The sequence below is a fragment of the Bradyrhizobium sp. 192 genome, from assembly GCF_023100965.1.
In the GTDB taxonomy this organism is placed as follows: domain Bacteria; phylum Pseudomonadota; class Alphaproteobacteria; order Rhizobiales; family Xanthobacteraceae; genus Bradyrhizobium; species Bradyrhizobium symbiodeficiens.
The window spans coordinates 7612248-7626346 of sequence record NZ_CP064690.1 but is presented as its reverse complement, the minus strand read 5'-3'; the positions used below and the strand labels follow the sequence as shown (position 1 = coordinate 7626346).

At 63.4% G+C, this 14099-nt stretch carries 15 protein-coding genes and 1 tRNA gene; 11 read left to right on the top strand and 5 right to left on the bottom strand.

Translation table 11 applies throughout. The annotated features are described in order from the left end of the window. Nucleotides 1–804 precede the first annotated feature (804 nt). Together IVB24_RS35745 and IVB24_RS35740 are read left to right on the top strand one after the other, a co-directional pair. Nucleotides 805–2016 carry a GGDEF domain-containing protein gene (locus tag IVB24_RS35745; protein ID WP_247771372.1) on the top strand — a complete coding sequence of 404 codons (1212 nt, stop codon included), beginning with the start codon at nt 805–807 and terminating at the stop codon, nt 2014–2016. A gap of 34 nt (nt 2017–2050) precedes the next feature. Continuing rightward, on the top strand, nt 2051–2677 hold the full coding sequence (locus tag IVB24_RS35740) for an N-acetylmuramoyl-L-alanine amidase (RefSeq protein WP_247771370.1): 627 nt from the start codon (nt 2051–2053) through the stop codon (nt 2675–2677). A 9-nt stretch (nt 2678–2686) separates the two neighbouring features. Here IVB24_RS35740 and IVB24_RS35735 read toward each other — a convergent pair whose 3' ends face one another. From IVB24_RS35735 to IVB24_RS35725, 3 genes are all read right to left on the bottom strand, one after another. Further along, nucleotides 2687–3028, bottom strand: coding sequence for a hypothetical protein (locus IVB24_RS35735; protein ID WP_166473980.1), 342 nt, complete (start codon nt 3026–3028; stop codon nt 2687–2689). 183 nt (nt 3029–3211) lie between these two features. Next, nucleotides 3212–4111, bottom strand: coding sequence for an RNA polymerase sigma factor RpoH (rpoH, locus tag IVB24_RS35730; RefSeq protein WP_094895121.1), 900 nt, complete (start codon nt 4109–4111; stop codon nt 3212–3214). 219 nt (nt 4112–4330) lie between these two features. After that, on the bottom strand, nt 4331–5353 hold the full coding sequence (locus IVB24_RS35725) for an RluA family pseudouridine synthase (RefSeq protein ID WP_247771369.1): 1023 nt from the start codon (nt 5351–5353) through the stop codon (nt 4331–4333). Here IVB24_RS35725 and IVB24_RS35720 point away from each other — a divergent pair. Both IVB24_RS35720 and IVB24_RS35715 read left to right on the top strand, forming a co-directional pair. After that, the gene (locus IVB24_RS35720; protein WP_247771368.1) at nt 5352–5696 is read left to right on the top strand and encodes a hypothetical protein; all 345 of its coding nucleotides are present in this window, start codon (nt 5352–5354) and stop codon (nt 5694–5696) included. The two genes, IVB24_RS35725 and IVB24_RS35720, sit on opposite strands and share 2 nt — an antisense overlap. 57 nt (nt 5697–5753) lie before the next feature. Beyond that, a tRNA-Glu gene (locus IVB24_RS35715) sits at nt 5754–5828 on the top strand. 126 nt (nt 5829–5954) lie between these two features. Here IVB24_RS35715 and IVB24_RS35710 read toward each other — a convergent pair. Next, complete coding sequence (locus IVB24_RS35710) at nt 5955–6431, bottom strand: hypothetical protein (RefSeq protein ID WP_247771367.1); 477 nt, start codon at nt 6429–6431, stop codon at nt 5955–5957. Between the two features lie 128 nt (nt 6432–6559). Between IVB24_RS35710 and IVB24_RS35705 the strand changes: the two genes are divergently transcribed. The 6 genes from IVB24_RS35705 (at nt 6560) to IVB24_RS35680 (ending at nt 12413) form a co-directional block, all read left to right on the top strand. Further along, on the top strand, nt 6560–7093 hold the full coding sequence (locus tag IVB24_RS35705; protein WP_244621138.1) for a Crp/Fnr family transcriptional regulator: 534 nt from the start codon (nt 6560–6562) through the stop codon (nt 7091–7093). 117 nt (nt 7094–7210) lie between these two features. After that, nucleotides 7211–8467, top strand: a complete 1257-nt coding sequence (locus IVB24_RS35700) for an HlyD family efflux transporter periplasmic adaptor subunit (protein WP_247771366.1) — start codon at nt 7211–7213, stop codon at nt 8465–8467. Further along, the gene (locus IVB24_RS35695; protein WP_247771365.1) at nt 8464–9609 is read left to right on the top strand and encodes an ABC transporter permease; all 1146 of its coding nucleotides are present in this window, start codon (nt 8464–8466) and stop codon (nt 9607–9609) included. Before IVB24_RS35700 ends, IVB24_RS35695 begins: the two co-directional genes overlap by 4 nt. Before the next feature lie 4 nt (nt 9610–9613). After that, nucleotides 9614–10366, top strand: coding sequence for an ABC transporter ATP-binding protein (locus IVB24_RS35690; RefSeq protein WP_166474007.1), 753 nt, complete (start codon nt 9614–9616; stop codon nt 10364–10366). Between the two features lie 228 nt (nt 10367–10594). Beyond that, nucleotides 10595–11968: an NERD domain-containing protein/DEAD/DEAH box helicase gene (locus tag IVB24_RS35685; protein WP_247771364.1), complete on the top strand. Its 1374-nt coding sequence runs from the start codon at nt 10595–10597 to the stop codon at nt 11966–11968. Next, the gene (locus IVB24_RS35680; RefSeq protein ID WP_247771363.1) at nt 11916–12413 is read left to right on the top strand and encodes a 3'-5' exonuclease; all 498 of its coding nucleotides are present in this window, start codon (nt 11916–11918) and stop codon (nt 12411–12413) included. Before IVB24_RS35685 ends, IVB24_RS35680 begins: the two co-directional genes overlap by 53 nt. Nucleotides 12414–12510: 97 nt before the next feature. On the opposite strand, the gene IVB24_RS35675 is transcribed toward IVB24_RS35680, so the two are convergent. Beyond that, the gene (locus tag IVB24_RS35675) at nt 12511–13062 is read right to left on the bottom strand and encodes a TetR/AcrR family transcriptional regulator (RefSeq protein WP_247771361.1); all 552 of its coding nucleotides are present in this window, start codon (nt 13060–13062) and stop codon (nt 12511–12513) included. A gap of 117 nt (nt 13063–13179) precedes the next feature. On the opposite strand from IVB24_RS35675, the gene IVB24_RS35670 reads away from it, so the two are divergent. Further along, complete coding sequence (locus tag IVB24_RS35670) at nt 13180–14037, top strand: oxidoreductase (RefSeq protein ID WP_247771359.1); 858 nt, start codon at nt 13180–13182, stop codon at nt 14035–14037. Nucleotides 14038–14099 lie beyond the last annotated feature (62 nt).

The window sequence follows — 14099 nt, the reverse complement described above, 5'->3', positions numbered from 1 at the left end:
TCGCGGCTAGGCATTTGCACTTGCAGCCATCCTTCGAGACGCCCGCTTTAGGCGGGCTCCTCAGGATGAGGGCGGAGTGCGTAGCGGCTGCTTCAACGGGCACAGTGCCGCTGAGCCTCATCCTGAGGAGACCGCCGGAGGCGGTCGTCTCGAAGGACGAGGCGTGCGTTCAGGTGCGGCCGCTATTGGCCCTTGCTCGGTGGTACGATTGAGAGAGCAAGCCAATAAAAAAGCGGGCCTCGCGCCCGCCACCTTCACACACTCTCAACGCTGACCCGAAGCCCGGGCGGAGCGAGGCTCCACCCGGGCAAAGAAAATAGAAGCCTCGTTACTTCTTCTTCGCCGCCTTCTTGGCCTTCTTTGCCTTCTTCTTCACAGCCTTCTTCGCTTTCTTAGCCATAGGATCCTCTTCAGGGTTAATGGTGAAACGCGACACGAGGGATGCTCGGCGGAGGGCCAGCCTCGCAACATCCTCGACGACAAGCTCAGCAGATTCGCAGCTCGCTGCCCCGCGCTGTCACATCCGTGTCATCGCGTTATCCACAGCTCAGATGCATTTTCGGGTGATTTTGGTGCGGGAATCCGCATCGGCGTCGAAGCGGCGTCGCCGCCGGCATCCCTAACGATCCGCCAACGGGGAGAGCGCCGTTCATGAATCCAAAACCAAAGGCGCGATTTGCCGGATCGCGGTGAGACTCCATTAAGCGCGTCGCGCGCATGGTCGCCCGCAAGAAAACGGGGATGGGTCATGGACGGACGGCTGGCAGGGACGGGGGGCGCGACGTTGCGCATGCCGCACGCCTCATGCTGAACACACCGACGCTCTGGACCGTGTTCGTCGTCAACTTCGTGGCGCTCGGCGTGATCTGGGCCTACGTGACGCGGTCCTATCCGAAATTCGCCGCCGCGCGGTTCTGGATGGCATCGTCTTTCGTCGGCGCGCTCGGGGCGACGACGGCGCTGGTCCGCCTGTTCGTCGCCTCTCCCTTGCCGCTTCTGCTCGGCGCAGCCGGTGTGATCGCGGCGTGCTGTCTCGCCACCATGGGCATTCAACGTTTTTATGACCGGCCGGTCTCATGGCGCCTCATGACGACTACGGGAGCCCTGAGCCTTGCCGGCATCGTGGTCTTCATGGTCGGCTTCGACCACATGCAGCTGCGCATGCTCAGCTACACGCTCGGTCAGGCCCTGCCACTGGTGCTGGCGCTGCGTCTTCTCCTCTCGCCGACGGAGGGCCGCGTCAGCCCGGGCGCGCGACTGTCCGGCATCGTCATTCTCGCCATCATCGCGATCCTCGTTGTCCGCACGATCGGCAATCTGCTCGGTCACGATTTGTCGGCGAAGGCCGGTGGCCAGACCCCTGCCCTCATGGTGCTGGGGCTGCTGTTCCTGTCGATGACGCTCAATTTCGGCTTCCTGCTGATGGCGATCGACCGGCTGCGGGCCGAGGTCGCCGACCTCGCGCTGCTCGACGATCTCACCGGCGTCGCCAACCGGCGGCATCTGTTGCAGCGCCTGACCGAGGAATGCGCCCGCTCGGAGCGCAGCGGCGCGCCGTTCTCGCTGCTGGTGATCGACCTCGACGGCTTCAAGGCCATCAACGACACCCACGGCCATGCCGCCGGCGATGCCTGCCTGCAGCACTTCACCCTGATGGCGCAGACGAGGTTGCGGCCCGGCGACATGCTGGCCCGCACCGGCGGCGACGAGTTCTGCGTCGTGCTGCCGTCATCGTCCTTGCGCGAGGCCGCGACGATCGCCCGCCGCGTGCTCGAGGTCTGCCGTCAGGATGCCGAGGCCTGCACCGGCAGCGAGATCCCGATCGCGATCTCGATCGGCGTCGCGCAATGGGATCGCGGTATCGGCGAATTCCCGGATCGCCTGATGGCCAATGCCGACCACGCCCTCTATGCCGCCAAGAAGAACGGCAAGAACGATTTTGCGGTCTACGATCCGTCGCCGCCGCTTTCGCCTGAGCCGATCTGCCGGGGCGAGGCCGCGCGCAATTTCGCCTGAGGCCATGCTAGGTTGGGTCTTTCGTTGGACCCGCATGATGATTGCTCGCCTGCTCGCGGCCGTTCTCGCCGCCCTCTTTCTGATCGCGCCTGCCGCTGCCGGAGATGCCGAGTTCGCAAAGCTCGCACGTTCCTCCGGTACGCCCGACATTCCCGGCCTGAAGATGGTCTGGCTGGCGCCCTGGGGGGACGTCCGCAGCGTAAGAGGTTGGCGCAACATCATCGTGCACCAGACCGAGGGGCCGGCGGGCTCGGCGCGCGGCGGCGCGGCGGAGCAGTCGAAGAACCCGACGCGGCGCGGCGTCACCGTGTGGGTCGAGACCGACGGCACGGTCTATTGGGCGGTGGCGGAAAACCTGGTGCCGACCCATGGCGACGGCGCCAACCGCAACGACAACAAGTACATTGACAACAGCGCGACCTATCGCCGGGTCGTGCGCGACAATTCGATCGGCGTCGAGTTCGCCGGCAATTACCCTGATGTGACGACCGGTCCGACCGACGCGCAGGTCGCGGCGTGGCGCGTGCTCGTGAAGCTGCTGCGCGCGCGCTACGACATTCCCCTCGATCACGTCTATGCCCACAACTGGATCGACTACAAGGATTCGCGCTATTGCGAAGGCTGCTGGCTCGCGACGCTGGCGAGGATGTGGGGGGAGTGACGGGAGGCGTCACACCGACTGCGCCATCCAGCCGAACAACCGTCGCATCAATCCCGCCCGCTGCGGCAATTCGGGTGGATCATCGACGGCGAGCACGCGTTTGAAGAAGTAATCCAGGAACACCATGTCGTTCGGCTCGGTGACGCTGAACGTCTCCTCGCCGAAGAACACGCTGTAGCTGAAGAAGAACGGCCCCATGATCGGGATCGTCGCGGTCGATGCATAGTCCTTGGAGATCACGAATTCCGACGGCTCCAGCCCATGCTCGCGCATCGCCTGTTCGACCTGCGGCAGCTTGCGCATGAACTGGGCGGAAAAACCGCCCACGGTGGATTGCAGGATGATCGACACGGTGTGCGTCCAATCGATGCTGATCGCTCTCAATCTTGGGTCGGTTGACCGGCGAGGCGGGTTCAAGATGCCTCGCCCGCCTCTGTCCGAACATGCTCGACATCACGCGCAAAAAAGCCGGCGTTGCCGCCGGCTTTTTCTCTCTTTTCGATCCGCCAATTTCTCTCCGCGGAAACGCCCCGCTTAGTGCGCGGCTTCCAGCGCGGCCTGTTCGGCCCTTGCGATCGTGCCCTTGACCGCTGACTGCACCTTCTCGAAGGCACGGACCTCGATCTGGCGGACGCGCTCGCGCGACACGCCGAACTCGGCAGCGAGGTCTTCCAGCGTCATCGGCTCATCGGCGAGGCGGCGAGCCTCGAAGATGCGGCGTTCGCGCGGATTGAGCACGCCCATGGCGCCGTTCAGCGCGTCCCGGCGTTCGTCATATTCCTCGTGCTCGGCCAGCATGGCTTCCTGGTTGGGCGTATTGTCGACCAGCCAGTCCTGCCATTCGCCGGCTTCGCCGTCGTCGCGGATCGGTGCGTTGAGCGACGCGTCGCCACCGAGGCGGCGGTTCATGTCGATCACGTCCTGGGCCGTGACGCCGAGACGCTTGGCAATGATCTTGACCTGGTCGGGGCGCAGATCGCCCTCATCCAACGCGTTGATCTTGCTCTTCGCCTTGCGCAGGTTGAAGAACAGCTTCTTCTGGTTCGCAGTGGTGCCCATCTTCACGAGCGACCAGGAACGCAGGATGTACTCTTGAATCGACGCCTTGATCCACCACATGGCGTAGGTAGCGAGACGGAACCCCTTCTCGGGTTCGAAACGCTTCACCGCCTGCATCAGGCCGACATTGCCTTCCGAGACGACCTCGGAGATCGGCAGGCCGTAGCCGCGATAGCCCATGGCGATCTTGGCCACGAGACGGAGATGGCTGGTGACGAGTTGATGCGCCGCGTCGCGATCGTCATGCTCGCGCCAACGCTTGGCGAGCATGTATTCCTGCTGGGGTTCCAGCATCGGGAACTTGCGGATCTCGGCGAGGTAACGGGAAAGGCCGGATTCTCCGTTGAGGACCGGCAAAGCAGCGGTACGGGCCATACTGAAGCCCTCCAAAGGTTCAGGCCCCCGATAGCGGCGGGCCAGGCAGACGACCGCTGTGTTAAAGCCGGCCGTAGCTGCGATGTTCCACGTTGGTCATTTCCAACGCAGGCGCAATATACCCCATCGGGGGGCAAAAAGGGAAGGATTGCTGACGTCACGTCCCCGTGTGGCAGCTATAACTTTTTGTAATGTAACGACTTTCTTAAAGCCTCTGCGTCATAGCGCCGCTTTCAGGGCGCCCTGAAGGAGAAGCAAATCCTCCGGCAGAGGTGCCTCCCAGTGGAGTAATTCTCCGGTCCTCGGGTGCTCCAATACCAGCAGATACGCGTGCAAGGCCTGCCGTCCAAGCGCGGCGAGGGCGGCTTGCGACTCGGTGCCAAGCTGGTTCGCCTTCGTCTTGAAATGCGGTCCATAGACGGCATCCCCCATCAGGGGATGGCCGGTATGGGCGAGATGGACGCGGATCTGGTGGGTGCGCCCGGTCTCGAGCTCGCAGGCGAGCAGCGTCGCGATCGGCTTGCCGTCGCGCCCGTTGAAACTCTCCAGGATCTCCCAGTGCGTGACGGCCTCGCGGCCGCCCTGGCGCACCGCCATCTTCTCGCGCGCATGCGGATGGCGGTCGATCGGCGCGTCGACGGTGCCGCGATGACGGCCGGGCACGCCCCAGGCAAAGGCCATGTAGCCGCGGCGCATCGCGCCGGTGCGGCCGTGATCGGCGAATTGCGCGGTCAGCGAGGCATGGGCGAGGTCGTTCTTGGCGATCACCATCAGCCCCGTCGTGTCCTTGTCGAGCCGGTGCACGATGCCGGGCCGGCGCACTCCGCCAATGCCCGACAGCGAAGCGCCGCAATGGGCGATCAGCGCGTTCACCAGCGTGCCGGTCTCGTGGCCGGCGGCAGGGTGCACCACCAGCCCCTTCGGCTTGTTGAGAACGACGATTTCGTCGTCCTCGAACACGATATCGAGGGCGATATCCTCCCCCTTTGGCTCCGGCGGGACCGCTTCCGGCACGTCGATTGTGATCGTATCGCCGGATGTGACGTGATAAGCGGGGTCGCGGATCGCGGCGGCCTTCAGGCTCACCGCGCCCGCCAGGATCAGGGCTTTCAGCCGCGATCGCGACAGGTCGGTGAGGTGTGCCGCCAGCACGCGGTCGAGCCGGGCCGAGCCCTCGCTGCCTTGGACGACGACCTCCAACCTTTGCGCAGAGCCAAGACCCTTAGGACCAAGACTTTCCATGACGATTTCTGACACCGCTGTTCCCGAACCGAGCCCCGAGCAGGCCGCGCTGTTCGCGCGGGTGCGACGGATGATGCTGATCGCGGGGTTGACCACGGCGCTGGCGATCTGCGCCGTGCTGATCGCGGTGGGCTACCGCCTTTTCAAGTCCGAGGGAAGGGCGGCCGAGCCGGCCGGCGACGTCACCGCCATCCTGCCGAAGGGCGCCAAAATCGTCTCGACCGGCCTCGCCGGCAACCGCCTCGTGGTTACCCTGGACGTCGGCGGCGTCATCGAGATCCGCACCTTCGACGCCCACACCCTGAAGCCGGCCGGAAAGCTGAAATTCGCCAATGAGCCCTAAAAGGCCCGCCGGGGTCCTTGCGGCGGACAAATTTCGAGGTTATTGGCTAGCTCTCACGCTCCCTTCGTCTAGCGGTTAGGACGCGGCCCTCTCAAGGCTGAAACAGGGGTTCGATTCCCCTAGGGAGCGCCAATCCGCGACGTACACGGTCCGAAGGACGCCCCATGGCAAGATGCATCCAAGCATCTGCCGCTCCGACGGGTGAAAAGCAGCGGGCCTGCTCCTGGACGGAAATCCTGCAGCCTTCCAAGGCTCGCACTATTTCAGCTGGTATCCCGCGTGACAACCCACGCATTGAGCCGTTATTTCCGCCAACCCTGCAAACACTGGCTTTAGATCGCCCGTTACCCCCGCTTCCTGAGCAGTGATTGCAAACCGGCTTGCGGCGCGATGCATCGCTGTCCCGGCATCCTGCATGCCTTGCGGCATATACTTGGAGACTTCCGCAGCGCCATGCAGCCCCAGCGATGACATTCCCAGGCGTGTTTCCGCAACCTTGGCAGCAACGTCCGTCTGCCCCATCGCGAGTTGGGATTGTATCTCCTGAAGCGTTTGGAGATGATCTCGCATGTTCGCCAGAGTGTGCTCGACCAAGGGCGCGGGAAACTTGACGAACTGCCGGGTGTCCGGAGCAACGGGGGTAGACGGATCATGGCTGTGCTGATGCTGGGCGCCGGCGAGCGTTGCGCTACCACCAGCCAGAGCAGCAACGATCGTGGCCACCAAAACGCGCATATGTCCTCCTCAAGGCCGGCCGCGTAGCGGCGTGCTTGGCCAACCTGCGCGGACAGCGATAGCCGACCGAGCGCAGGCACGCCGATAATACTTGCCACCCAGAACAGCTTTCCGACATGATAGTTATCATGTTGCAATCCATTGAACCGTATCTGCGGGACTTGCGTGCTCGACAGCAGCACTTCGCCACAGGCCAGCACTTGTTCCATCGGGGCGATCCCGTCACCCATATGCATATCGTGCTGGCCGGGTCGATCCATCTCGTGCGGTATCAAAGCGATGGATCGGGCTTGATCCTGCAACGCGCAGGCCCGGGGTCGATCCTGGCGGAAGCGTCCCTTTACTCCGGCATCTATCATTGCGACGCCGTCGCGTTCGGCGCTGCGGATACTCGGGTGTACGCCAAGGTCAGCCTCAAGAAGCTGCTCACGAGGAGTTCCGAGTTCAGCGATATCTGGGCTCATCATCTCGCCCAGGAGCTTCAGAGTACAAGGCTTCGCGCGGAAATTCTTTCGTTGAGAACGGTGGCCGAGAGACTCGACGCCTGGATGGCCTGGAACGCCGGCAGCTTTCCGCAGAAGGGCGAATGGAAGCTTGTTGCCGACCAGATCGGCGTCAGCCCAGAGGCGCTCTATCGGGAAATCGCCAAGCGCCGCCAGTAAAGTCCAAGTCTTCTCCGTTGGCCGTCTCGCCCGTTGATTCAGGTCAATACGAGCGTCCCTCCACAAATCATATTTGCAGAGCCGCCCCTCGGCGGGTCCCGATCGGAGGGGATGCCTGTGCTTGACACCCAGCGAAAACCGGCAAGCGTCACTCCAGTTGTCGGAGCCGTAAAAGGCCGAGACTTTCCCGACGCTGGAGGGGCGAAGACTCACCCGAGCGGGCGGCTTGCTCTTCTTGCCGTCCTGCTCGCCGTCCTCGCCGCTGTCGGCGCAGGTACTTGGGCATTCTATCTCCGTCCGGTCAACGTACAGGTCTCGCAAGCCGAGCGCGATGTGCCGGTAGAGGTGTTCGGCCTCGGCACCGTCGAGGCCCGCGTCGCATCAAAGGTCGGCTTCAAGGTTTCAGGCGTGCTCGTCGATCTTCGGGCGGATGTCGGTGATCGCGTGGCCAAGGGCTCCAATCTGGGCCGCCTTGATGACCGCGAACAAAGCGCGCGTGTCGCCAGGACCAAAGCATCCATTGCGCAAGCCGAAGCCAATGTGCAGAAGGCCACTGCGAGCGTTGAAAAGGCACGTGCCAATTATAACAATGCCAAGCGCATCAGCGAGCGCCGACAAGCGCTGGTTCAGAGCAACAGCACTTCGGTCGAAGCGGCCGAAACTGCACAGGCAGTCCAGGATGCCGCACTCGGTGACTTCAATCTCGCCTCCAGCGAAGTGGAGGTGGCGCGCGCCTCCATCAACGATGCGAAGGCCCAAGGGCTTCTGGAATCGGCGACGCTGGACTTCCACACGCTGACGGCGCCCTACAACGCCATGGTGATCGCGCGCACGAAGGAGCTTGGCTCCGCCCTCGGCGCCGGTGAGCCGGTCTTCACGCTGATCGATCCGGCGACCGTATGGGTGCTTGCCTACATCGACGAAAGCAAGGCCGGGGAGATCAACGTCGGCGAACCTGCTCAAATCGTGCTGCGCTCGCAGCCGGGCCACCGCATCGCTGGACGCGTGGCGCGCATCGAGCCCGAGAGCGATCGTGTGAACGAGGAGCGTCGCGTCGCAGTCGCCTTCGCTCAGATACCGGCGGAATTCACTCTGGGCGAACAGGCCGAGGTCTACATCACGACCGTGCGCCTGACGCAGCCGCGGCTGGTCCCGGAGGCGGCAATCGCCGGCCTCGGCAAGGGCCAAGGAACGGTATGGACCGTCGAGGATGGGCACCTCCAGCAACACGTGGTGACCCTCGGCCACAGGCTGCTCGACGGACGCCACGAAATTACAGGCGGCGTGCCGAACGATGCCCTTGTGGTGTCACAGTTAAGCAGCGGACTGCGCGTGGGCCGTGCGGCGAAGGTGGCCGGCGGGAAAGTGCCATGAATCTGGCTTATCGCGATATCAAGCACAACCTGCTGCGCTTCTCACTGACCAATTTCGGACTGAGCCTGTTGCTCGGCATCGTCATCATGATCACCGGCGTGTACGGAGGCATGATCGACGACGCGCTGCGGCAGGCACGCGCCGCGAATGCCGACCTCTGGGTGGTCCAGGCCGACACCAAAGGGCCGTTCGCGGAATCGTCGCGCATCCCCGGCGATACGCGGGAGCTGGTCAGCCGCGTCTATGGCGTGCAGCGCGCCGGCGCGGTCACCTACCAATCGGTCCAGACCGAGCTGAACGGCGCACCACACCGCCTCTTCCTCATCGGTTTCGAGCTGGGACGCCCCGGCGGCCCCAGCAAGCTCGTCGCCGGGCGCGAGATTTTGCGTAGCCATTACGAAATAATCGTGGATCGTGGCGCCGGCCTTGCGCTCGGCCAGGAAGTCCCACTCGGCACTCGCGGTCACAAATTCACCGTCGTCGGTCTGATGCAGAACGAGGTCACCTCGGCCGGGGATCCCGTCGCCTACATCACCTTGCATGACGCGCAAGCGCTGCAGTTCGAACTTGCGCCGCCGTCGACACGGCGTGAACAGGCGCGCGGCGGCGCGCTGCAAGCCAACGATCAGATCAATGCCGTCATCGCCAAGGTCTCGCCCTATGTGCCAGCCAACGAGGTCGCCACGGCGCTCTCCCGCTGGAAACACCTTACGGCGCTCACCCAGGAGCAACAGGAAACCCTGTTGAGCAAGGTCGTCATCGAAAGGGCACGTAAACAGCAGCTTCTGATCATGGTACTGCTGGTGATCGTATCTGCCGTCATTATCGCCCTGATCATCTATACGATGACCATGGACAAGGTGCGCTCGATCGCCACCCTGAAATTCGTCGGCGCGCCCGATCGCACCATCGTCGGTCTCATCATTCAGCAATCGCTGTCGCTCGGGATTGCCGGCTACCTCGCCGGGCTGGCGCTCGTTTTCATCTTCAGGCCGTTTTTTCCACGACGGCTGATATTTGATCCCGAAAGTGTTGCGATCGTATTCATTATCACCATCGTCATGTGCCTTATTGCGAGCATCCTCGGCATTCGGCTCGCCCTCAAGGTAGACCCGGCCGAAGCGCTGGCGACTTCGGGGTAGGACGATGGCAGGAGAAAGCAGACAAGCGGTTGTAAGCGTCGAACGCCTCTCCAAGCATTTCGGCACCGGGACCGCGCGGGTCGATGCCCTGATCGACATCAACATGGACGTCTATCCGGGCCAGGTTATTGGACTCATGGGTCCGAGCGGTTCGGGCAAGACGACCCTCCTCAACTGCATCGCCTGCATTCTGGAGCCGAGCGGCGGCCGGCTCACGCTCGACGGCGAGGTGGTCTATGACGATCGCTGGCTCAAGGCCGACCTGCGCCGGCTGCGCCTCGACAAGATCGGCTTCATCTTTCAGTACCCCAATCTGCTGCCGTTCCTCGACGCCACCGACAATGTCGCCGTGGTGCTCCAACTCGCCGGACTGGGGTCTGCGGCGTCTCTCGTGCACGCCGTCGAGTTACTGGACTATCTCGAAGTTGGCCACCGCAAGCATGCTTTACCCAAGCAGCTGTCGGGCGGCGAAGCCCAACGGGTGGCTATCGCGCGCGCACTCGCCAACCGACCACGGATCATTCTCGCCGACGAACCGACCGCGCCGCTCGATTCGCAGCGCGCCAGAATCGTGATGGATCTGCTACGCCGGATCGCCATCGACCAGAATGCCGCAATCATCTGCGTCACGCATGACGAAATGATCCTGGATCGGTTCGACCACATCTTTCGGCTTCGTGACGGCCGGCTCGAGAACGACGTCCCTGCTGGCCCACGTCCTGAACTGCAAGCGTCAACTGGCGCCGCCCATATCTAACGGGGACGCCGAAAGAAGTACGAAGGGGGCTGCAGGGGGCAGTTCTAACTGGTGATTACACAGCGATTTCAATAATATAGAAGTTCGCGGTTCTATTCTGAGTGGCGCGCCAAGCAAATCCTAAGCCATTGAAAACCTGCATCCTCTGGGCAACCATGTGAGCCTGGAGACCGCTTTGCTACACACGTAGCTCACAAGGCGGTCCGCAATGGTGCTCGCGGTCGTCACATGGCAATCCTGATCCCCAGCCTGGGCTTCGCGCGCTTCGACAGCCGTGGGGAGCTCCGACTCGCGGAACGGCTCAAGGACTTCCTCGAAGAGAACGCCGTCGTCTGGCACAACCTCCCCGTCGGCCCGCTCAACCGGCATCCGGATTTCATCATCGTTCATCCCGCGAACGGCCTGCTCGTGCTCGAGGTGAAGGACTGGCGGCTGGAGACGATCGTCTCGGCGGACAAGACAAAGGTCGAACTGCTGACCAGTCGTGGCACTGTGCGGGAGAGCAATCCGCTCGAGCAGGCGCGCAAATACACATTCGACGTCGTGCGCACCCTGGAGCGAGACGGACAATTGCTGTTTCCGGTCGGGCATCGCTTCATGGGCAAAGCCATCGTGCCGTTCGGCTATGGCGCCGTGTTCACGAACATCACGCGCAAGCAGTTCGAACAGGCCGATCTCAAGGATGTGTTCTCCGAGCAGCTCTGTGTATTCAAGGACGAAATGACGGAGGGCGCCGATCCCGAGGAATTCCGCTCCCGGATGTGGCGCATGGTCTATCCGCGTCTCGGAGAGCCGCTGTCCATGCCGCAATTCGACCGGCTGCGCGCGCTGCTCTTTCCGGAGATCCGCATCCGGCAGATTGCGCTGCCTCTGGACGACGCGCCCAACGCCGATCCCTCGGACCGCACGCTTGCAGTCATGGACATGCATCAGGAGCAGTTCGCACGCAGCCTGGGCGAGGGGCATCGGATCATTCGCGGCGTCGCCGGATCGGGCAAGACCCTGATCCTGGCCTTCCGGGCCGAGTATCTCGCGCGAGCGGCGGCGAAGCCGGTGCTGATCCTGTGTTACGCCAATGGCATCGCCGGGCGACTCGAGGATGCCATGCAGAGCCGGGGCGTGGAGAACCGCGTGCATGTCCTCACCTTTCATTCATGGTGCTACCGGATGCTGCGGACGTATGGCATTCCCGCGCCGTCCGAACGCGATTATCCTGATTACGCCGAGCGGCTTGCGGCCAGCGTCTCAGCGGTCGTGAAGGCCGTCGATCAAGGCCATATCCCGGCGGAGCAATACGACGCCGTCCTGATCGACGAGGCCCACGACTTCGAGCCGCAATGGCTCGCGCTCGCGGCCAAGATGGTGAACCCGCGCACCAAAGCGCTGATGGTCGTCTACGACGACATCCAGGCCATCTACAAAGGACGCGAACGCCCGGTGTGGAGTCAGCTCGGAATCGAAGCCAAGGGCAGGACCACCGTGTTGAAGGTCAACTACCGCAACACGGCCCAGATCGTTGCCTTCGCGAGGCGCTTCGCTGCGGACGTCATTGGCGCTCCAGGAACGACGGCTCGACGACGAGCACGCCATCCTGTTGCCTGAAGATGCGGGCCGGCAAGGGCTAGAGCCGGACGTTCGACGGTGCGTGAGCATCGACGCAGAAGCTCACTGCGTCGCCGAATGGTTTCTCGACCGGAAGAAGGCCGGTTACGAGTGGTCGCAGATGGCCTGTCTCTATCCGGAGCACTGGATCGGAGGGAAAGTCGCGCAGATCCTGGCCAGGCATGGCGTGCCGATCGATATGGCCAAGGACAATCGCAACAGGGTTTCGGTCAAGCGGGTGGCCGTGCGGTTCCTGAGCATGCACTCCGCGAAGGGACTGGAGTTTCCCTGCGTCGCCATCGCCGGCCTGGGCTTGCTCGGCCGCCACGGCGAGACCGTCGAGGAGTGCGTCCGCCTGACATATGTCGGGGTGACCCGGGCGACTCACGAGGCGCTGCTGACGTATTCGAGCGAGTCCGCCTTGGTGCAACGTCTGATCGCGTAGGCTTATGCCGCTCCCCCTACGCCGTCGTCCCGTCGATCGACCGCCGGATCACCTTCTGCACTTCCGCATTCGACAACCGGTGAGATTGAGTGCCCCGTCACCTCGATAGCGAATCCCTCGTCGCGCGAAGAACATCATCCGACAGCTTCGAGTCGTTCACCGCCCGGGCGAGTACCAAGGCGCCGACCAGGGAGGCGGTGGCCGCGAGTGCCTTGTCCTCACGCTGCCGAGGCTTCAGTGAGGAGCCCATTCGGCCGCTCATGAGCGCTACCGCGTTCCGTACTCCGGCAGTGAAGCGCTCTCTCACGCCGCTGCTTTGGCGTGAGATCTCGCAAGCCAGGGCGGCGAAGGGGCAGCCGCTTGCCGGATCGTCGCGGTGGGCCGGCGAGAGGTAGTCCGAAACGTAGTCGTCGAGAGCAAAGGCCTCGGGAAATTCCTGCGCCTTGGCCGCGATCGCGTGGGCCACCGCTTCTTCGACCAGCCGTTCCTTGGAACCGAACTGACTGTACAGGCTGCCGTGCGTCATCCCGGCCGCCTCGGCAAGAGCATCGACACCCATGCCGGAGATGCCGCGCTCTCGCATCAGGCGCGAGGCGGTATCGAGGATGCGCTCGCGGTTCTTCGCAGCCTGTTCCTTTGAAACGCGCATGTTCGACGATCCTGAATCGCGAGGGCTTGACAATTATAATTACGATCGTCATGTATATCAATAGTTACGATCGTAATCAAAAACATTCCAGCCCGGAGGCGGGCGCCGGAGAGGCTTATGAACAGGATTGAACCGAAGATCGCGCTGGTGACCGGCGCCTCGTCAGGCATCGGACAGGCCACGGCGGAGCGGCTGGCGAACGCCGGCTATAACGTGTTTGGCACCAGCAGGCGGGGCACACAGGCTGGCAAGCATCCGTTCGAGATGCTGTCCCTCGACGTGACCAGCGACGCATCGGTCGAAGCAGCCGTCGGCGAAGTGATCCGACGCGAGGGCCGCATCGACCTGCTCGTGAACAATGCCGGCTTTGGCGTCGCCCCTGCGGGAGCGGAAGAGAGCTCGATGGACCAGGCACGCGCGATCTTCGACACGAACTTCTTCGGGCTGATCCGGATGACGCGGACCGTGGTGCCACACATGCGACGCCAGGGGAGTGGCCGCATCATCAACATCGGCTCTGTGCTTGGCTTTCTGCCGATGCCGTATGGCGCCCTCTATGCCGCAACCAAGCACGCGGTGGCCGGCTACTCGGAGTCGCTCGACCATGAACTGCGCACGAGAGGCATTCGGGTCTCGGTGATCGAGCCCGCGTATACCAAGACGCCGTTCGACGCCAACTTCCTGGAGCCTGATGCCAAGCTCGATGAATATCGCGAGGCCCGCGCGGGCGTCACCAAGAGGGTGAACGAGGTGATGGCAACGGCCGAACAGCCGGCCGTCGTGGCCGAGACCGTGCTGAAGGCGGCGAGCGCGACGCGGCCGCAGCTCCGGTACGCGGCTGGCAGCCTCGCGAAGCGCCTGCGATTGTTGCGGCGATTTGCGCCAGCCGGCCTGGTGGATGCCGGCATACGAAAAGACCTGCGTCTCGATATGCGGGCGGAATCGCAGCCCGTCCGCACCGCCCGGGCCTTCTGATGGCAACAAACGGCGTATGCGCGGCCTCTTGCCGCCGCGGCCGCGAAGACCTTCGGACCGAG